This is a genomic window from Bradyrhizobium centrosematis (genome assembly GCF_045571495.1).
GTDB classification, from domain to species: Bacteria; Pseudomonadota; Alphaproteobacteria; order Rhizobiales; family Xanthobacteraceae; genus Bradyrhizobium; species Bradyrhizobium centrosematis.
The window spans coordinates 518,677-537,262 of sequence record NZ_CP120703.1 but is presented as its reverse complement, the minus strand read 5'-3'; the positions used below and the strand labels follow the sequence as shown (position 1 = coordinate 537,262).

Genomic DNA, 18,586 nt, shown 5'->3' with positions numbered 1-18,586 from the left:
CCTCATCGGGCTTGCCCATCGTCTCTAAAGAAATCCGGGTGGCTGTATTCATTCTCAAGCACTTCGACGACCTCATCGATGCGGTAGGTCTCCGACACCAATTCGTTGTCATACCCGTAGGCCAGCTCGACCCCGACGCGACATTTCAGTGCATCGCCAGGACGGACATCTATCTTGCGATTAAGAAATCCAGCCAGCCACACCTTGTCTTCAATCTTGGCTCGCAGAAGCTTTTTTCCATGCCTGAACTCCCACTGGGTCTCACCAAGATAGTCCGGCCGACGAACCGCCAAAATCATTGGAGCTGGCGGCATCGTCAAGGTCTCCCTGATTGCCAGGTCAGCGATTGTGTCCGGACCCCAGTCAATCGTCAGATCAAAGTTCTGCTCGCCCTGAGCGGTAATGAGCTTTGCTTTGTCTTTTGTGTCGAGATACGAAAGAGCCTTTGTCATTTCGCCGGCGCTGGATATTAGTTCGGTTGCGCTCGGCGGCGAATAGTCAGCCATTTTCTTGACATCGGTCTGGGCCGCTAGCTGGACGAACTCGCGCCGGAGATCGGCTAGCGAGCCCTTCTCCCCACGTCTTTCACTATCATTCACCCAAGCTACAAAAGCGTACTTTGCAGCAACCAGGTATTTGCCAACCGCTTGCTTCCAATCCAATTTATGCAGAGCATCGTCATCGGTATTCTTCAATCTATCGCGGAGCCAGACTTTCAGAGAGCCGGCTTCGATATCCTCCAGCATTAAGACAGGTTCGATGGTGGGAGATATCGCCTCAGCGAGCGCCCGGTCGAGCCGCTCGAACGCGGAAATCAGACCGTCAATGGCTTTGAATATCCGCTGAGGTCTCGCGGCGCCTTTCTCGAAATCGATGTAGATTGCAAAATCTGCATCCGGCGGCTCATCAGGTGCTCGGGTGGTAATCCCAGTACGAGGCATTCCTTGAAACCCAAGTAACTATTTTTGCGGGGCGGGGAGTGCTTTGGCCTTTTGCTCTTCGATGAGCTTTTGCTTTTCAGCTCGCTTCGCTTCCGCGACGGCCAGAGGACCTGCGAAGCGCGCGCGCCTCATCTCTCGCTCGACGTACCAATCTTCAAGCAGCGTCTCTATCAGGTCGATCAGCACCTGAGCTTCACCATCGTCAATATCGACTATTAAGCCGACGTCCTTCTCCATGTGCGCCCCGATATTACCCACTTCGCGGACCGCATCGATGGCATCAACGCTCTCGTGCGTGACGCCGCGCGGCGCGCGCCCCTCATTGATTTGGGTTCGCAGCTCCTTGATCTCATCAACCAACCTAGCCTTCTTGATCTGACAAAAGTCACGGATCATCCCTTGCAAGCACCGCCGCGCGAGAGTTGCGCTTGCTTTCGGACTAAGCTCCCGAATGCGACAGGCCTCCGTGTAGTCCGCGACGATCGCGCGCGGGATAAAATCAGGCTGCGGCTTTGCAACGCTTTCAGGTATCAGTCGCCAATTGGCGAGATCTTCTCCCACATGCCAGCCATTTCTGACATCAAGCCTCTGAAATAGGTCAAAGGTTAGCGTGAGCTTTCTGCAATCAGGGTTTTGGCAGGTGATCGAAGTGATCCGCCCCCCAACATCGCCTAAATCCGATGCGGGCGGATTTTGGATCGATATGTTCTGAGTGAAATGGTTCTGGTAGTTGACAACTTGCGGTCGCTGACAATGCGGGCAGGTCCACGTAAAGGGGTCAATCGCCATAACATAGCTCGGGTGAATCAATTCGCCCAAAGGTAGTGACCTAGAGTGGAAAGCTCAATGCTTCTTTAGGAGCCAGACCAGTCTGGCCAGCAGCCATCCTCTTCATGGCGGCCGGTGCGATTGGTGCAAGTCTGATCCAGCAGCGCTGGCCGACATTCTTCCAGATCGCGTCGGCTCCGAAGTAGCGGATGGCTTCCGCCTTCTGCATCTCGACAATGCGAGAGCAGCGCGAGCATTCGACACGCAGCATATGGCTCTCGATATCAGCGAGGCGGCATTGCTGGATCGGCACCGTGGGCTTGCCGGCCGCGCGCGGGTCGTCCAGCAGCGATTGCCAAAGGGCATCAGGGATCGGCTCGGAGGGGGCCAGATCGGTCGCCGACGGCCTTCTCTTCGGCTCGGCGCGTTCGGTCAGCTTGTCGATCTGCTTCCTTGAGTACATCCGCCAGCTCGCCATCCGCTCTTTGCCCATAAGCAAACTAGAACATAACAGGAACAAGAGTCGAGTCCGCAGCTAAGCGTGGCTTAGGCTCTGCTTGATCCGGAGTACCGCTCCCGGTAACACCAGCCCGGAATGATCGTGAATTCCACCATCACGTGCCCCAATTGCGGTCATGCTGCTGACGAGGTCATGCCGACCGACGCTTGCCAGTTCTTCTACGACTGCCAAGGCTGCGGCGAGCGCCTGAAGCCGCTCCCCGGCGACTGCTGCGTGTTCTGCTCTTTCGGCACCATTCCCTGCCCGCCCGTTCAGGAGAAGGGAAAGGGCTGCTGTAGCTAGTTGCCCCGAGAGGGTGGACGGAGCGTCCACATTTACCTGTGTGAATGCGAAAGGTCTCGAACCTCTTTACGAGGCGCCATGACCGACGATCTTCGACATCTAGAAGCTGTTGCCCGCCGACAGGCCGCTTTGACGGACGAACCGAGGGCCAAAGCCGCGCTGCTTGAAATCGCCGAAGAATACCGCGAGCGGACCGCAAACCTGGAGTCGGCGGTGAACCGCTGCGGATCGGGAAGCGGGGCCGTGAATAGCCGCGCCAAGTAATTTAGAAGCCCTCTAAGCTTCAAGCTCTGGAACGCCTACCTCATTTGATAATTGAGGAACCGCAGATACCCGTGCGGTGCGGTCATGTGTGATCAATGCAGTGAGATCGATAAGAAAATTGAGCATTACCGGCGGCTCGCCCCCCGCATCACCGACAAATCAACTTTGGACGGCATAGCCGAGCTGATCGCGGAGATGATTGCCAAGAAGGCCGAGCTGCACGCGGGGACGGATCAGGAGGAGTAAGCCGCATGGCAGACTCTCTCATCAAGTCACCTGAATCCGCACAAGACAGATGCGTCGTGAGATCGAAGTGTCTGCTTGTCGGGCCAAAGACGAACGAGTTGGCCGGCGCAAGAGAGCGAGCCGCCACTGGGACGCCGGACAGGGAGCGGCGGCTCGCTTCGCCTGCCGCGACGGGTGAAAGGCCCATCCGCAAGCTGTCGGGGTTATTCCATGAAGGTCGGACACTCGCCGACTTGTCCGCCCCCGGATCGTTATCGATGCCGATCCGGGTACCGCCCTCCCGAGACGACGGCTTATCGGGAGGGTATTCGCTAAGCGGCTCTGACGCGCTCCGTCTTCGCCTTCTTGGCGCGCGCTATGGCGATGCCGAGTACGGCTCGGGGGTCGGCGTCTAGCCTGCGCGCGATGGCTGCTCCTTGCTCTTCGGCGAGTTCAATCAGGGCCTCCTCCTCCCGCTCGCGGGCCAGCAGCTCGGCCTCCAGCTGCAGCAGCTTGGCCGCGCGGTCATCTGCCGACATCGCAAGCGCCGGCTGCGGCAGGTTGTCGATCTCCTCGTGCAGCCTCTTCTCGAAAGCCGTGGGGTCGAGCCAAGAGAGCGCCGCGCCACATCCAGCTTTGCCGTCCAAGCGCCCTCAACCGACGTGGTGAAATCCGCTTGGAAAGGCCGCCCATGATCGAAGGTGATCTTTGGGCGCCCGCGTTCGCGCTGAGCCGCAACATAACCTGATGCCAGCTTCTTGATGTCGGCGGCGGGGAGCGCCGCTTGTAGTACCCGCACGCGCTCTGCGGCGAGCGCCTTGATCTGCGCTCGCAGGTTCGACACGGCTTGCGCCGGAGTCATTTTCGTCGCATCAAGCTTGGCGCGACCGGGCTTTGCCATCTCGTAGGTCCCGGCCGCGCCCAAGAGCCAATGCTTGATATTGGCGACGAGGTTCGCCAGCTTTCGATGCTGCTCTTGGAGATCGGTTAGCCGGCCTTGAAGACGCGCTAGCTCCTGATCCATGGACGCCAGCTCGGACGCGGGAGCCGTGCTCCGCGCTCTGGAAAGCTCGGAAGCTCGGCGTGCGACCGAGCCGGCGGCCTCATGCAGCTCCATGGCCCGCGTGTCGAGCCGGTCCAGCTTCACCTGGGCCAGGGTTGGCAATTGCAGCATGTCAGACCCTCCGCCACGCCTGCTCAAGAGCCGCGCATCGCTCGGCATATCGAGCATCGGCATCTGACAGGCCCGCCATGGGGGCTGGCGGCGGCGTCTGACGCGGTATCGCGCCGGCCGGGGACTGAGCAGGCGCCGGATGCCGCCACCGATCTGACAAGCTTCGCTTGCGATCGTCATAGGCGGTCTGCCGAGCATCCAGCTCCGCATCCGCCAGCGGCAGTGATCCGGGACGGTGCAGCCCCGCCGGTGCCGCATCCATGATCATCTGCGCTACTCGGACGGTGGCGCCATCTGGGATTACATTGCCGGTCAGCGTAATCCGCTTGCCGTCCTTGTCGAATACTTCGCTCTTCATCTGATCAGTCCTCCTGAGAAGAGATACCGGGTGATCCGCCCGGCGCGGAAAGTCGCGTTCTCGTCGAGATCCTCGCCGCCTACCCAAGAAAGGTCGCTCAGGTACCGATAGCGGCGGGTACCGATATTCGCGATCAAGCCAGCGACGGCATTGCTCAGGTCGTCGTGCTGATTAGGAGCGTGATCGATGCTTGGCTTGCCGGCCCGGGATGTCCGCATCTCCAAGCCGACGAATTGCTGAACCATCCGCTTATGGTCGAGGAAATCGATCTTGCGGCTATTGATCAGCGGCAGCACGTCCCGATAGAGGTCGCTCTTTGCCTTGGCGCTGGGATCGTAGCTGATGCCATGCTTGCGCAAGGGCTCGCGCACCCACTCTCCCGCGAAGCGGTCGCCGATAACTTTCTTGATCCCATAGCTCTTGAGAGTCGCGGCAAATGCCGCAGTCGTCTCTTCGGGACTGAAGGGCGGCTTTGCTTCGCGGATACAATCCACAATCGCGATGCCAGTCGGAGCATCGCGGTGGCCAATTGCTAGCGTGTAGCTATCTTGTCCCGATCCGCCGGCCGGATCGAGGAAAGCTGAATAAGTGATCCCTCTTTCGGCCGGCCGCTCGTAGATACCCTCAGAGACGCAAGCAAGGACGGCATCAAGCGAGATATAGCTTTCAATGTCATTGCGGAATTGCGCGCCGAATTCAGCCGACGCGGTCGCCGGATCAGCGGCATAAGCTTCGTCGATCTCCGATTGCGGCACGCTCGGGTTCATCGTGCGAGTATCGGCTTGCCATACAAGCGCCGGATCGCCGTCCTTGCCGAAATGGTCGCGATAAGCTTCGTAAAGAATGCCGCGCTTGGCATAAGGCGAGCTGGCGACGAGCAGCATCGCATTTGGAATTGTGGACATAGCCGGCTTGATCGCCTTGACGATCTCCGCGTCCGGCGATGCCGAGCCCTCGTCAGTCGTGAAGAAGGCCGCTTCGTCCAAGAGAGCGGCGACGACCGTATACCCGCGCACTGATTTCATCGAGGCTGTCGAAATCTCGATCGTCACCCGATTGTCGAGATCGAAGCCCTCCGCCGTCTCGCGCTCAATCATCCGAGCGAGCAGCGGCACTTGATTCAGCAGCGCGCGGATATACCGCAAGATCGTCCGAGCTTGCCGGCGATCAGAGGCGACAATCATGACCGTGCCGCGCTCGCCCGGAGCCAGATACGGCCGATAATCAAAGAAGCAGGCAAGGAAAGTCGCGACGAGCGCCAGAATGAAGGACTTCCCGGCCCTTCGCCCGCAGATCAGATAGGCATATCGAGCAACCGATGTCGGCGGCTTCTTGCGTCCCGTGCATTTCCGATAGAGCTGCATTTGCGCGGGCGTCATCTCAAGCGCAAAGAGCGCCGCCAGAAAAATCAGCCAAGCCGCCCAGCTCTCCGGCTTCTTGGCGAACCAAGGCCAGAAGAGCCGTGCATCACGAATAGCATCAAGGATAGAGATACCCTTGCGCGCCCATGGCGAGCTCGTCCGGCTCTCTTTGGCTTGGAAGCGCTTCATAGCTGGGCCCTCGCACGCTCGGCAGCTCGACGGAAGCTCCAGCTCATCTGCATCGCGAGCGAAATCAGAGCGCGAGTCTCCGGAGATCGAGGCCTACCCTTCAGAGCCTCGGCAATGTTCTCGCTGGCGAGGATGATCTTCACATTGCCGGCTGCATAAGGACCGCGATCGCCATACCTTGCCATCACATATTGGCCGCGCCGGCATCCCCGCTTCCGTACCTTGCCGCTGGCGATCCAAATTTCCAGCCATTGCGAAAAGGTCAACTCGAAGCCGATGCCGCGATCCTTCGCATTGACGCGATGCTCAATGAAGTCGGTGCGCAGCCGGCGCAAGAAAGCTTGAGTTAGATAGCGCGGATAATGCGACCTGATGCGATGGATCATCTTTGCTGGCATCAGTCAGCCTCCTCATGATCGAGGATCACGCTGCCATGGCTGGCGCTCCGCCTCGCCAAATAGCTATGCAGGTCTTGCGGTTCGTCATTGAGCGGCTTTGCGTGCCGCTCCCATCCGATCTCTCTGCTCAGGCGAAGCTGCTGAGCCGTCAGCGATGCATAGCTCTGCAACAGCGACTGGGGCGGCTCCTTGCGCGAGCGCCGCAATCGAGCGAGCCGATCCTCGATATGCACAAGCTCGGCTTCTAGCGCGCCGATGCGCCGGCACGCAATGCGCTGCGGATCGGTCACGGCGTCGTCACCACCACAATGCTGGATGAGCGCTCGATAGGTTGCCTTGAGCAAGCGAGCCCATCGCGATCGTCCATCTTCATTTGGCAGAAGATCGCGGCCCGTGCTGATGCGCGACGACTGCCGGCCATCAGCATTGCCATCCCGCGGGCATCCAGGTGATCTTTTGTCAGTCGCCTTTACGCGCTTCAGCATCGCTCGAAATACCCGATTTGCGCTGCGAGTTACTGGGCAGCGGGTGAAGGGTACAGCTAGCGTCAGCTCTCGGGATCAATGCAACCCGCCTCTAAAAGGCAGGCAATCGCGTTAGGTTAGGCGGACCATATGTCCGCCGACGATTGGCAGATCGCGCAAATTCCTTCCGATTTCATCCGGCTTGATTTGTCCGATATGCCGTCAAATTTGGCCCTGTCGGCTCCGGCTCAATTCCGGATCATGGGTATGTCGCTATCGCTAAAGCCCTGCTTTGCTGCATAGTAGGCATCAGCGTATCGGCTCAGCTCGCCCGCGCTATGTCAGCCTTTCGTGCGCGCGAGGGAGTCGAGGTCCGCCTTTTCTGGGGTCTTAGATCGCGGAGCTAGCGGATCGATACCGTTGGATTGCTTAGCGACGATCCGGGTCTCGACTGCCGGCTGATCTCTGATCTGATCTCTTAGCATGCCAGATCGAAATTGGCTTCCACATGGATTGGCTCAATGAAGCGATGCATTGGAATGATGGTATTGAGGCGGTCATAGATGTTCTGGATGCTGATCAAAGATCGAATGCTCCAATACCCTGGCAGGTTCTCCAGCTTGCAGCGCGCAGCTTTGGCCTCTTTGCTCATCGTCAGCTGCTCAGCCCGGAATGATCCAAGTGTGCGGATCAGCAATGCTCCGGTGCGCAGATCGATGTTCATGGTCATATGTTCGGTGATCTTCTTGATGAGCGGCTTTCTTCGCGACTTCCTTGGGAGAGAATTGCCGGCATCTATTGCGTTGTTGTAAGCGCGTCCCAGACCTTCGACATCGGCAACATAGTAGAAGCGCTGGTTCTCTTTCCAGAAGGCGGTCGGGTCCGGCATCAAGCCGAGCTGCTTCCGCCGATGCGCTCTGGCGCCTCTGGTGCGGCGCTCATCGTGCAGAGGGGGAATTGCCGAGCTGGAGACTTTGGATGCTTTATCGGCGTAGGTGACGCTAACCTGCGGTGCATTTCGCTCGCCGCTATAGACTGTGAAGCCCTTCAAGCCGAAGCAGACCCTGACCCGCTGATCACCTCGGTTCTTGACGAGTGCATGTGCGAGGACAAATTGCAGGGCATGGCGCAAGTCTTGCTCCGAGCCATAGAAGCGATCCAGCGCGAATTCACTGTAGTTGAGCATGAAGTCATGCTGCCTGAGATATTCGAGCGCCGCTCGGGTCGGCTGCCTCAGGGTCAAGCGCTGGCGATATTCGAGCGTCGGCCGGCCGGATCGCCGGAAGCGCGGCTTTCGCTCTTTCGCATCGAGCCTGCCGCGACATTGGCGCCGGAGGTAAGCCAGATCATCAGCTGTAAGCGGCTGCTTTGCCCAGCCGGATATCACATCGCAATAAGGGGTCGCCTGCAGTGGCTTGCCGAGGCCGTCGAGGTGCGTCTCGGTAAAGGGGGCATCTTCAGAGGCAGCCGGCTGCGGCAGGCGCTTGGACGCCCGTCTCTGACGGTCAGCGCGTCGCGTCGGCTGGTGATCTGCGGCTGGGGTGGCGCCTATCGGCGCACTATGGCAAGCTTTCGACACAGCATCCCTTTCATGCTGTCGGCGACAGCGCTCTTGGCGGAGCGGCTGCGCAAGTGATCGGGGCGCCTCTTGGTGGTCGAGGCGCCCCTTTCCATTGAAGCTGGCATTTTTCGATCGAGTGGATCAACCGGGACAGAACCTCACTTCATAATGAGGTTCTAGCCGCCTATGATCTGCGTCGCCTGATGCTGCGGGCAGACCGATCGAAGATCAGAGCGCGACCGTCCGCTTTCGCCTTGCACCATGCCGTGATCTGATCTTCGCGCCATCCGACGCAACGCTCGCTCAATGGAATTGAGGGCGGGAACGTCCCCTCGCTGATGCCCTTATAGATCGTCGTCTCTTTAAGCCCTGTCCGCTCTTTGACGGCCGGCAGCCGCAAGAAAATGATGCTCATCCTTTACTCCTCGTAGAGCTTCGCTGGAAGCCGAGGAGCAGCGTAAATCTATCGAGGGGGATGAAAATGCGGACTTATTATTTCGACGCCCCGGGATTATGCGGCACTAAGCGCTCATCTACGCCATCGTACCAATCCGGCGCTCGGTACCTTTGAACCGGCCTGCCCGGACGCTCCGGATTGTAGCTGCGATATCGAGCAATCTTGCTTCTGATGCTCCTCTTCTTAGCTTGAGGAAAGAGAGCGTGCATGCGCTCGATGATTTCTTCGCGCCTTTCAGAGGGAAGCCGGTCTGACTTGCCGAGCTGCCGCTGATCATGCTGCCATTTGTGAATGAGCTGAATTCCAATTCGCGCGGCCCGCTCTAAATCCGCTGCTACTGAACCGGGCTTCGGAACATAATGGGTCCAGCGCCGGCCGGGAGGCGCTTTCGGCAATTGCTTAAGCCTCGTCTGCACGTCTCTCAGTTCAGCTTGAAGTACCTTGATCTGTAACTTGAGATCCTCTTGGAGCATCTTCAGTGTCGCGCGCTCTTGATCCAGATCATCCCCAGCAGTCTCTGTTACCTTAGGCGCCATAGAGATAGGCCTCCCATTCATTCATCAGGCTGCGCCGCAATTCTAAAAGCTCTCCGCGCCGATAGGCAGCCTCGGTCTTATCCTTGATCGTGTGAGCCATAGCCTTTTCGACGACTATATGCTTCGCGTCAGTCTGCTCGCTGGCCCAATCATTGAAGCTGGACCGAAAGCCATGCGGGACGTACTCCGGCGAAATCTTCCGCATTAGCTCCAGCATGGCCATGTTGCTAATATGCGTACCGGGCTTTTGGCCCATGAATATGAAAGGGCTGCCTTTCTCGCGTGGAATGGTGCGCACGATTTGCTGAGCGCGCTGGCAAAGCGGGACCGCATGCTCCTTGCCGCCCTTCATCCGCTCCCCTGGGATCGTCCAAGTGTGAGCATTGCGGAGATCAAGCTCTTCATCTCTCATGCCGATTAGCGAGTTCGTCCGCGCGACGGTAAGGATCAGCATCTCCAGAGCACGCGGCGTAATGCCATTCTGCTTGACGAGGTCGCGCATGAAGGCGGGCAGCTCGGCATACGGCATAGCCGGATGGTGTCGCTCCGCCTTCTTCTTGCTGGGCAAGAGATGGTCGAGATGGTTCTTCCAGATCGCCGGATTGTCGCCCGAGCGCAGCTTGGCCGCCTTTGCCGCGTGGAGGATTTTCTCTATCCGGCCGCGCACGCGATCAGCTGTCTCCAGCTTCGTGGCCCAAATCGGCTTCAGGACGCGCAACACATCTGCGGTCTCGATCTCAGCCAGGTTCATCTTGCCGATAGTCGGATAGGCATAAGCTTGAAGCGTCGATGTCCATTGCTTGCGATGGATTTCATTCCGCCATGAGGGTGAATGCGTCGCGATGTACTCGGCGGCGAATGCCTCGAAGCTCTGGGGTAACGCGACTTCCACGATGGCGGCCCTGCGCTCAGCGTGCTTCTCAGCTATCGGATCGATGCCATCGGCTACCTTTTCCCGCGCCAGCTTAGCCCGCTTGCGGGCCTGAGCGAGTGTCACAAGCTCCAGTGAGCCGAGACCCATCTGCCGGACCTTGCCCTTCCACGAATATTGAAAGAGCCATGCGCGCGTGACCCCGCCAGTCTTCCGAGCGGTCACCTGCAGATAGAGGCCTCCGCCGTCAGCGTATCGGCCGGGCTTCCGATATTCTGGCTTTCGTGTGATGGCGGCGGCGCTGAGCTTTTCGAGCATGTCGAAAGCTTATCTGCTGCGAGCCGCATGCCCCACCGGGAAGGCGCAATATGCTTAATTGGTAGGCAAGGGGGTACAAGCAGCAGATTTGAGGAAAAGCCCGCAGAATTCCCGGATTCTGAGAGACTCTGGCGGAGAGAGTGGGATTCGAACCCACGGTACGGTTTCCCGCACACACGCTTTCCAAGCGTGCGCCTTAAGCCACTCGGCCATCTCTCCGGAGCGCCCTCTCTTGAAGGGGCGCCGACGATTTTGCAAGGGACTGCGAGGGAAACGGGCGAATTTTCCGCAAGCGATTGTATTCAAAAGACAATATTTGGCGCCGCCGACGCCCTGATCCGCCCCGCGGCTGAACCTGTGACGGGTTTGGCGCGACGATTCACAGGAAGCTGCCAAACACGCTGCCGGGACATCATGACCATCCGCAGGACCATCGCCATGCTGAGCCTGATCTCGGCCCTTGTCTCCGCCTCCGCCGCGCCGGCCCTGGCCCAGGTCTGCACCCGGCAGGGCGTCGATGTGAGCTGCGACGACGGGCGGCGCGGGGTGCTGTCCGGCGACGCCATCCTCTGGCCGGACGGCACGCGCTCGAGCTCGACGCCGCATCAGAGCGTCATCATCGGCAACAAGAGCTCGATCCATGTCGGGCCCGGCGTGTTCGTCGGCCAGGGCAAGGGCGTGGTGCCGATGGATGATCCCAACGCGCCGAACAAGCGGCAGTGCGCGATTCTGGATGGCGTGTCGTATTGTTATTGAAGCCGCAGATGTGCCGTCATGCCCGGCTTGTCCCGGCCATGACGCAGGATCCTAAATCAACCGCACGCCTGAGATCGCCGATTTCAGCCAGCGCAGCGCCTGCGGCGGTTGCGCGGCGAGAGGGGCGACGGCAGCCTTTCTGGTCCGGCAGTTCTCGAGCTCGGCGACGAAATCGGCCGACCATTGCTGGATGGTGTGGCCGCGCAGCTTCTTCATCATCGCCTCCCACCGCATCTTGCGCTCGGGGAGCGGCATCGCCGCGGCGACCGCGATCGTGCGCGCCATGCCGTCGATGTCATGCGGGTTAACCAGCAGAGCGGTGTCGAGCTCGTTGGCGGCGCCGGCGAATTTCGACAGCACCAGCACGCCGGGATCGGCCGGGTTTTGCGCAGCGACATATTCCTTCGCGACGAGGTTCATGCCGTCATGCAGCGGCGTCACCACGCCGACCTGCGCGGTGCGATAAAGTCCCGCGAGCACGGCCTGGCTGAAGCCCTTGTTCAAATAGCGGATCGGCGTCCAGTCGACCTCGCCGTGCCGCCCATTGACGTCGGAGACGAGGCGCGCGACCTCGTTCTGGAGATTGCCATAGGCCTCGATGCCGCCGCGGGAGGGATTGGCGATCTGAAGCAGCGAGATGCTGCGCGCAAATTGCGGCTGCTCGGTCCAGAGCCGGTCGAACGCGCTGATGCGATTGACGAGGCCCTTGGAATAGTCGAGCCGATCGACGCCGATCGCAAGGCGCTCGCCATTGAGGCTGCGACGCAGCCGCGACACGTCCGGATGGGAGGCCGACTTGGCGGCATAAGCTGCGAACTTCTCCGCATCGATGCCGATCGGGAAGACTTCGCAGCGGGTGCGGCCGTGCTGCGACAGCACGACGCCGTCCTCGACGACAAGGCCGAGCTCGCCGCCGACATAGCCGAGAAAATTCTGACGATCCTCCTCGGTCTGGAAGCCGAGCAGATCGTAGGCCAGCATCGCCGTGATCAGCTCGCGATGATGCGGCACGCCCTGCATCACCGCAGTAACGGGCCACGGCGTATGCAGGAAGAAGCCGATGGGGTCGTCGACGCCGAGGTCCCGCAGCTCGGCGCCGAGCGCGAGGAAATGATAATCCTGCACCCAGAACGCTGTTTGGGTCTTGCGGAAGCGCAGCAGGGCGCGCGCCATGAAGGCGTTGACTTCGCGATAGCTGACATAGTCACCCTGCGAGACGCGGATCAGATCGCTGCGCGAATGCAGCGCCGGCCATAGCGCGGAATTGGCAAAGCCCTCGTAATAGCCGCCGTAATGCGCCGCCGGCAGATCCAGCGTCGCGATCGCGCCCGTGCCCAGCGCTTCGATCTCCGCAAACGGTTCCTTCTGATGGCCATCACGCACGCGGCCCGAGGAACCCACCCAGATCGCCCCCGAATGTTCCACCACGGGCAGCAAGGCTGCCGCGAGGCCGCCGGTCATGGGCTCGTTGGGCTTGCCGCGGGCGACGCGATTTGAAACGACGACTAAGTTCACAGGTCGTCCCCTCCTGTTCATTCCACCCCGTTTAACTGCCGTTCATCAATATGGTTCCTGATCATCGTTTCAACGAATTGAAACCAAAATCGGGCGTGCGCGTTGGAACTGGTTTCGCTCGCGGAACCCGCAGATTTCGCTGCAAAGACAGCTTGTGCGATCGTGTTGCGCAGCAAGTCTTGCGGCGCAAGATGGCACCGTTCCGATCGGCATTATGTCTGCGAAATGGCGCTGCCTTCGTTTCACCTTGGGTCGAGCAGACGTGCCAGGAATGCACGCACATCCGCCGGCGCGTCGAAATGGCCACTCACGCCCATGGCACGACGTCCGACCGAGAAGGCGAGCCCGTCCATGTCGGGCATGATCGCGAACACGGTCTCGTCTGTGACGTCGTCGCCGATGAAGATCGGACGCCGACCCCTGAACGGCTCGCGCTTCATCAGTTCACGCACGCCGGTCGCCTTGGTGAATCCGGAATGCTTGATCTCGCAGACGAACTTCCCGGGCAGCACCTCGATCGGCGCATTGGGCAGGTCGGCGCGGATCACCGAGACGGATTCGTAGATTGCCTTCTCTGCATGCGGCGCCAGGCGGTAATGCAGCGCGAGCGAATAGCCCTTGTCCTCGAGCAGAATGCCAGGCGAAAGCTTGGCGATGGCGGCCAGACGCCGCTTCAGCTCCTTGTCCAGCGGCGGCGCATGCATGTCATCGGCCTCGTTGTCCACCGACAGCCGCATCTCGGCGCCATGACCGGCGACGGCACGAAACACATCGGGCGCGAAGATCAGGTCGATGTCGTTGAGCGAACGACCGCTGACCAGCGCCAGCGCGCCGGAGGTGCGCTCGGTCAACCGTTTCAGCGTGTCCGACAGGCCCGGCGGCACCCACACCTCGCGCGGCGTCGGCATCAGGTCGAGCAGGGTCCCGTCGATGTCGAGCAGAATTGCGATCTTGTCGAGATGCGGCACGAGCGCATGCGGCACCGGCACCGTTTCCGGCGTGTCGTCGTCGCGTCCGGCGGGCTGCTGGTCCAGGGCCATTTCTGCAAGTTCCGATTTCATCAGTCTACTCCATGAGGGCGAGCGGCCGCGCGATTTGTTCGAGCGATTTGCGCTCCGCCGAGACGGCATAGCGCCACGCCACGAGCGCGGCCGCGATCATCAAGACAGCCCCCAGCAGATAGCCGGCGAACACGCTGGGGCGTGATCCGGTGTCGATCAGCGCACCGAACAGCGCCGGCCCGATCACGCCGCCGATGCCGGTGCCGACGGCGTAGAACACCGCGATCGCCAGCGCGCGAACTTCCAGCGGGAAGGTCTCACTGACAGTGAGATAGGCCGCGCTGGCGGCCGGCGAGGCAAAGAAGAAGATCACCATCCAGGCGATGGTCTGCCCCTGCGCCGAGAGCGCGCCGATCGAGAACAGATAGCCCGACAACGCCAGCAACAGGCCCGAGACGCCATAGGTGAACATGATCATGGTGCGGCGGCCGAGCGTGTCGAACAGCCGGCCGAGCAGCAGGGGCCCGAGGAAATTGCCGGCCGCAAAGGGCAGCAGGTACCAGCCGACGTGATCGGCACGGATGCCGTAAAAGTCGGTCAGCACCAGTGCGAAGGTGAAGAAGATCGCATTGTAGAAGAACGCCTGCGCGCTCATCAGCACGAGGCCGACCAGCGCGCGCTGCCGGTACGCCGAGAACAGCGTGTGCACGACCTCGCCGATCGGCGTGTGATCGCGCATCTTCAGCCGGACCCTGGTGAAGCGCGCCTCGCTCGTATCCTGGTAATGTCCGATCACCGAGCGCTCGATCTCGTCGACGATGGCATGGGCCTGATCGGGACGGCCGTGGATCATCAGCCAGCGCGGACTTTCCGGAATCCACATTCGCATCAACAGCACGACGAGGCCGATGCTTGCGCCGATCAGATAGGCAAGACGCCAGCCGAGATCGGGCGCGATCACGGCGGGATCGAGCAGCACGATGGCGGCGACCGCGCCCATCGCGGCGCCGATCCAGAAGCTGCCGTTGATGACGAGATCGGTCCAGCCGCGATAGCGCGCAGGCACCAGCTCCTGAATGGTCGAATTGATCGCCGTGTATTCACCGCCGATGCCCGCACCGGTGAGGAAACGAAACAGTGCGTAGCTCGCGACGTCCCACGACAGGGCGGTCGCGGCTGTTGCCGAGAGGTAGAGCGCCAGCGTGATGAAGAACAGCTTCTTGCGGCCGATGCGATCGGTGAGCCAGCCGAAGCCGAGCGCGCCGAGCACGGCGCCGGCGAGATAGGCGGAGTTGGCAATGCCGAGATCGAGATTGGAGAAATGCAACGACGGGCTCTGCTTCAACGCACCGGAGAGCGCGCCCGCCAGCGTCACCTCGAGCCCGTCAAGGATCCAGGTGATGCCGAGCGCGAGCACGACGCGGGTGTGAAAACCGCTCCAGGGCAGCGCGTCGAGCCGCGAGGGAATGCTGGTCTCGACGATGCGGTCGGTCGCCTCCGCCGCAACCGCAGGTGCGTAGTTCAGCGCTGGGCTTTGCTGCAATTCCATCGGGTTGTGCGTTCGATCAATGGAAGCGGCCCCGGCTCACATGATGTGAACGGGGACGATCCGATCATCGGGGTGCGGCATTCCGCCTGCCACCTGCGACAACGCCTGCGGCGAGGCCGGGTTCCCGTTGGAACGGCTCCCCGGCCTGTCCGTTTTCGTCGGTGCCGCAAGGAGTTGACGCATGGCTCAGGTCAGAAAGACGACACAATCTCGCAAACCTGCGCGCAAGAAAACGAGCGCAAGACGCAGCACTGCGCGCAAGAGCGCGACGCGGAAGAGCTCGAAACGTGCCGCACCGAAGCGCTGGTCGCAACGCGTGACAAAGGAGAGCGACGCGCTCGACCTCAAGCAAGGCGTGTTCAAGCTGACCAGCCCGAGGAAGATCGCGACATCTCTGAAGCGATCGGCCGAGCACAGCTCACGCCGCAAGACCGGCGCCTACCGCTCGGCGCTGTCGATGCTGACCTTCTACATCAATCGTGCCGGCAAGACGCTGCCGAAGACGCAGCGAGCGCGACTGGAAAAGGCGAAGGTGGAGCTGAGGCGGGCGTTTGGGCGAGAGTGAGTTTCAGATTCCCGCTGTCGTCCCGGACAAGCGGAGCTCCGGCAGCGCACAGCGTTGTCAGGAGCGGAGCGGCGATCCGGACTCAGCCACAGGATTGGGTTTGGCGAAAACTCGGAGTTAGCAGTCCCAACCACAACCACATCCTGGGAGTATGGGTCCCGGATCGGCGCGCGCTTGAGGGCGCGCTTGTCCCGGACGACAGAGTGTGGAGCAGCGAGCTTACGCCGCGCGGATATTGCCCATGAAGCGGTCGAGCTCGGCGCGAAGGCGGGTGCTTTCGGATGACAGCGTCTTGGCCGAGTTCAGCACCTCTTCCGAGGCCGAGCCGGTCTCGGCCGCACCGCGGTTGACCTGGCCGATATCGGCGGCCGCGGTCTGGGTGCCCTGCGCCACGGTCTGGACGCTGCGCGCGATCTCCTGCGTGGCCGCACCCTGCTGCTCGACTGCGCTGGCGATCGAGGTCGAGATCGAGGAGATCTGGCCGATGGTCGCGCCGATCTCCTTGATCGCGGCGACCGATTCGGCCGTGGCGCCCTGCATGCCCGCGATGTGCGAGGAGATCTCGTCGGTGGCTTTCGCGGTCTGGCTCGCCAGCGATTTCACCTCGCTGGCGACCACGGCAAAGCCGCGGCCGGCTTCGCCGGCGCGTGCCGCCTCGATGGTGGCGTTGAGCGCGAGCAGATTGGTCTGCTCGGCAATCGCCGTGATCAGCTTGACCACTTCGCCGATCTGCTGGGCGGCATGCGAGAGCTTGCCGATGCGGCCGTCGGTTTCCTTGGCCTGCAGCACGGCGGCTTCTGCAATCCGGCTGGAGTCGCGGACCTGGCGGCCGATCTCCTCGACGGAGGCGGAGAGCTCTTCAGTCGCGGTGGCGACCGACTGCATGTTGGAGGAGGCCTGCTCGGAGACGCCGGCGACCTGGCTCGACAGGCTCTGAGTGGTCTCGGCGGTGCGGGTCAGGGTGGAGGCCGCCGATTCCAGCTGCACGGCCGAGGCCGAGACGTTGGAGACGATGGCGCCGACCGCGCTTTCGAAATCATCGGCAAAGCGGATCAGCTCGGCGCGGCGGCTTGCGGCCTGCTCCCGGTTCTGGACTTCGCTGGCGGCGGCATCGCGCTCGGCCTTGGCGATGGCCTGGACCTTGAACTCCTCGACCGCGCCCGCCATCTCGCCGATCTCGTCCTTGCGGCCAAGACCCGGCAGCACGACGTCGAAATTGCCCGAGGCGAGCTCGCGCATCGCCTTGCACATCGCGATCATCGGCCGCGAGATGCCGTTGCCCAGCATCAGGGCGAGCACGATGCCGATGGCAAGGCCGCCGAGCGCCAACATCAGCATCAGCCGCTCGGTATCCACGATGGTCTCGTTGGCGCTCGTCTCGATACGTTGTTGGTCGGCGGTCAGATCCGAACGCAGCTCGGCCGAGAGCTTGAGGATGGTCGCCGCCGTCTTGGTCATCTCGGCGTTCGCCTTGACGATGACCTTCACGTTCTCGGTCAGCTTTGCGAAGGAGATGCGGTACTGCTTCAGGAGATCGCCGATCTCCTTGACGCGATCCGTGATCTTCTGGTCATTCGCGTAGATGGAGACCAGCAATGTCTCCAGGAACTTGATGCGAGCGATCACGCCGTCTGCGGTCTTGGGCTCCGGCTTGGCCACGAAGGCGCTGACCGAGGTGGAGACCGCCAGATATTGCGAGGTGATGTCCTTGGCCGTGGTCTGGACCGAGGCCAGCCCCGCCAGCGCCGCGGTATCGGAGAGATCGTCAAACTTGAAACGGATCTTGTTGCCGACGCTGTTGAGCTCCTCGGCCGCGATCTTGTTGTTCTCGCGCGTCAGGGTGATGATCTCCCCGAACACTTTCGTGAAGCGCTGGAATTCGGCCTCGAGCTTGCCGACCTGCTCGCGGCGGGCGGCGCCGGTCGTGGCGGACATTGATTTGGCGATCGCGCTCTTGAGATTTTCCTCGGCGGCCTTGGCTGCGGTCTCGTCGTCCGCCGAACCCGTCAGCGTATAGGCTCGTGCCAGGCCCTGATAGGCGATCAGCTCGCGATCGACCGTCCGGGCCAGATCGGCTTCCGACACGCTGGTGCGATAGGAGGCCACGGCGCCTGCGATTCGCTCGAAGCCGAAATAGGCGAAGCCCATGCTGACGGCGAGAATGGCTAGCACCGCCACGAAGCCGAGGATGATTTTTGCGCGAAACCGCAAAGTTGGCAGCTTCGATTGGTTCGACTTCGACTTGACCGACATTCCCCCACCCCATTCCATTCGCGGAAAACCAGGCGCAGCCCGAGAGCAGCCCGCTCTCCGACTCGGACCGCACGGTAATCGGCAAAGGATAAGCTGTGGTAAATTTGCGGCGCCGCAACTGGCGGTTAGGTGATGCAGGGAATTGTTAAGGTGCGCCTTCCCGCGCCGTTACAAATCGACTTGCCGCGCCCCTTGCTCCGCTGTCGTCTCGGATCGGCGCGCGCTTGAGGGCGCGCTTGTCCGGGACGACAGCGGTGTGT

General features: G+C 61.2%; 23 protein-coding genes and 1 tRNA gene. 7 read left to right on the top strand and 17 right to left on the bottom strand.

The window, feature by feature from the left end; translation table 11 throughout:
- Positions 1-2: 2 nt before the first annotated feature.
- Genes P6U31_RS02540 through P6U31_RS02530 form a run of 3 tightly spaced genes read right to left on the bottom strand, consistent with a single transcriptional unit; the run spans position 3 to position 2,187 of the window.
- Positions 3-941, bottom strand: coding sequence for a hypothetical protein (locus tag P6U31_RS02540; RefSeq protein WP_407186712.1), 939 nt, complete (start codon positions 939-941; stop codon positions 3-5).
- Positions 942-959: 18 nt separating this feature from the next.
- Entirely contained in the window at positions 960-1,730 is a 771-nt protein-coding gene (locus P6U31_RS02535; RefSeq protein ID WP_407186711.1) for a DUF4145 domain-containing protein, read from the bottom strand.
- 40 nt (positions 1,731-1,770) lie between these two features.
- Complete coding sequence (locus P6U31_RS02530; RefSeq protein ID WP_407186710.1) at positions 1,771-2,187, bottom strand: hypothetical protein; 417 nt, start codon at positions 2,185-2,187, stop codon at positions 1,771-1,773.
- 117 nt (positions 2,188-2,304) lie between these two features.
- Between P6U31_RS02530 and P6U31_RS02525 the strand changes: the two genes are divergently transcribed.
- From P6U31_RS02525 to P6U31_RS02515, 3 genes are all read left to right on the top strand, one after another.
- The gene (locus tag P6U31_RS02525; protein ID WP_407186709.1) at positions 2,305-2,511 is read left to right on the top strand and encodes a GDCCVxC domain-containing (seleno)protein; all 207 of its coding nucleotides are present in this window, start codon (positions 2,305-2,307) and stop codon (positions 2,509-2,511) included.
- Between the two features lie 78 nt (positions 2,512-2,589).
- A complete protein-coding gene (locus tag P6U31_RS02520; protein ID WP_407186708.1) occupies positions 2,590-2,775 on the top strand; it encodes a hypothetical protein in 186 nt (61 codons plus the stop codon).
- An 84-nt stretch (positions 2,776-2,859) separates the two neighbouring features.
- On the top strand, positions 2,860-3,021 hold the full coding sequence (locus P6U31_RS02515; RefSeq protein WP_407186707.1) for a hypothetical protein: 162 nt from the start codon (positions 2,860-2,862) through the stop codon (positions 3,019-3,021).
- Positions 3,022-3,332: 311 nt separating this feature from the next.
- Here P6U31_RS02515 and P6U31_RS02510 read toward each other — a convergent pair whose 3' ends face one another.
- From P6U31_RS02510 to P6U31_RS02490, 5 genes are all read right to left on the bottom strand, one after another.
- Positions 3,333-3,647: a hypothetical protein gene (locus P6U31_RS02510; RefSeq protein ID WP_407186706.1), complete on the bottom strand. Its 315-nt coding sequence runs from the start codon at positions 3,645-3,647 to the stop codon at positions 3,333-3,335.
- A 528-nt stretch (positions 3,648-4,175) separates the two neighbouring features.
- On the bottom strand, positions 4,176-4,532 hold the full coding sequence (locus tag P6U31_RS02505; RefSeq protein ID WP_407186705.1) for a hypothetical protein: 357 nt from the start codon (positions 4,530-4,532) through the stop codon (positions 4,176-4,178).
- On the bottom strand, positions 4,529-6,082 hold the full coding sequence (locus P6U31_RS02500; RefSeq protein WP_407186704.1) for a hypothetical protein: 1,554 nt from the start codon (positions 6,080-6,082) through the stop codon (positions 4,529-4,531). Before P6U31_RS02500 ends, P6U31_RS02505 begins: the two co-directional genes overlap by 4 nt.
- Positions 6,079-6,480: a hypothetical protein gene (locus P6U31_RS02495; protein WP_407186703.1), complete on the bottom strand. Its 402-nt coding sequence runs from the start codon at positions 6,478-6,480 to the stop codon at positions 6,079-6,081. The genes P6U31_RS02500 and P6U31_RS02495 overlap by 4 nt, the downstream gene beginning before the upstream one ends.
- Positions 6,480-6,824 (bottom strand): hypothetical protein, encoded by a 345-nt coding sequence (locus P6U31_RS02490; RefSeq protein WP_407186702.1) that lies wholly within the window; start codon positions 6,822-6,824, stop codon positions 6,480-6,482. The genes P6U31_RS02495 and P6U31_RS02490 overlap by 1 nt, the downstream gene beginning before the upstream one ends.
- A gap of 270 nt (positions 6,825-7,094) precedes the next feature.
- On the opposite strand from P6U31_RS02490, the gene P6U31_RS02485 reads away from it, so the two are divergent.
- Positions 7,095-7,247: a hypothetical protein gene (locus P6U31_RS02485; protein ID WP_407186701.1), complete on the top strand. Its 153-nt coding sequence runs from the start codon at positions 7,095-7,097 to the stop codon at positions 7,245-7,247.
- Positions 7,248-7,422: 175 nt separating this feature from the next.
- Here the strand turns inward: P6U31_RS02485 and P6U31_RS02480 are convergent, their stop codons facing one another.
- A complete protein-coding gene (locus tag P6U31_RS02480; protein ID WP_407186700.1) occupies positions 7,423-8,130 on the bottom strand; it encodes a hypothetical protein in 708 nt (235 codons plus the stop codon).
- Between the two features lie 6 nt (positions 8,131-8,136).
- Between P6U31_RS02480 and P6U31_RS02475 the strand changes: the two genes are divergently transcribed.
- Positions 8,137-8,580, top strand: coding sequence for a hypothetical protein (locus tag P6U31_RS02475; RefSeq protein WP_407186699.1), 444 nt, complete (start codon positions 8,137-8,139; stop codon positions 8,578-8,580).
- Between the two features lie 109 nt (positions 8,581-8,689).
- Here P6U31_RS02475 and P6U31_RS02470 read toward each other — a convergent pair whose 3' ends face one another.
- The 4 genes from P6U31_RS02470 to P6U31_RS02455 form a co-directional block, all read right to left on the bottom strand.
- The gene (locus P6U31_RS02470) at positions 8,690-8,920 is read right to left on the bottom strand and encodes a helix-turn-helix transcriptional regulator (RefSeq protein WP_407186698.1); all 231 of its coding nucleotides are present in this window, start codon (positions 8,918-8,920) and stop codon (positions 8,690-8,692) included.
- A gap of 77 nt (positions 8,921-8,997) precedes the next feature.
- The gene (locus tag P6U31_RS02465) at positions 8,998-9,498 is read right to left on the bottom strand and encodes a hypothetical protein (RefSeq protein ID WP_407186697.1); all 501 of its coding nucleotides are present in this window, start codon (positions 9,496-9,498) and stop codon (positions 8,998-9,000) included.
- Positions 9,488-10,687 carry a tyrosine-type recombinase/integrase gene (locus P6U31_RS02460; RefSeq protein ID WP_407186696.1) on the bottom strand — a complete coding sequence of 400 codons (1,200 nt, stop codon included), beginning with the start codon at positions 10,685-10,687 and terminating at the stop codon, positions 9,488-9,490. Before P6U31_RS02460 ends, P6U31_RS02465 begins: the two co-directional genes overlap by 11 nt.
- Before the next feature lie 129 nt (positions 10,688-10,816).
- A tRNA-Ser gene (locus tag P6U31_RS02455) sits at positions 10,817-10,906 on the bottom strand.
- Between the two features lie 195 nt (positions 10,907-11,101).
- On the opposite strand from P6U31_RS02455, the gene P6U31_RS02450 reads away from it, so the two are divergent.
- Positions 11,102-11,443, top strand: a complete 342-nt coding sequence (locus P6U31_RS02450) for a hypothetical protein (protein WP_407186695.1) — start codon at positions 11,102-11,104, stop codon at positions 11,441-11,443.
- Between the two features lie 51 nt (positions 11,444-11,494).
- Here the strand turns inward: P6U31_RS02450 and P6U31_RS02445 are convergent, their stop codons facing one another.
- From P6U31_RS02445 to P6U31_RS02435, 3 genes are all read right to left on the bottom strand, one after another.
- Positions 11,495-12,958 (bottom strand): trehalose-6-phosphate synthase, encoded by a 1,464-nt coding sequence (locus P6U31_RS02445; protein WP_407186694.1) that lies wholly within the window; start codon positions 12,956-12,958, stop codon positions 11,495-11,497.
- Positions 12,959-13,200: 242 nt separating this feature from the next.
- On the bottom strand, positions 13,201-14,019 hold the full coding sequence (otsB, locus tag P6U31_RS02440) for a trehalose-phosphatase (protein ID WP_407186693.1): 819 nt from the start codon (positions 14,017-14,019) through the stop codon (positions 13,201-13,203).
- A 4-nt stretch (positions 14,020-14,023) separates the two neighbouring features.
- Positions 14,024-15,508 carry an MFS transporter gene (locus P6U31_RS02435; protein WP_407186692.1) on the bottom strand — a complete coding sequence of 495 codons (1,485 nt, stop codon included), beginning with the start codon at positions 15,506-15,508 and terminating at the stop codon, positions 14,024-14,026.
- 181 nt (positions 15,509-15,689) lie between these two features.
- Here P6U31_RS02435 and P6U31_RS02430 point away from each other — a divergent pair, with 181 nt between their 5' ends.
- The gene (locus P6U31_RS02430) at positions 15,690-16,073 is read left to right on the top strand and encodes a DUF3175 domain-containing protein (protein ID WP_407186691.1); all 384 of its coding nucleotides are present in this window, start codon (positions 15,690-15,692) and stop codon (positions 16,071-16,073) included.
- Positions 16,074-16,292: 219 nt separating this feature from the next.
- Here P6U31_RS02430 and P6U31_RS02425 read toward each other — a convergent pair whose 3' ends face one another.
- Positions 16,293-18,326, bottom strand: coding sequence for a methyl-accepting chemotaxis protein (locus tag P6U31_RS02425; protein WP_407186690.1), 2,034 nt, complete (start codon positions 18,324-18,326; stop codon positions 16,293-16,295).
- Between the last annotated feature and the right edge of the window lie 260 nt (positions 18,327-18,586).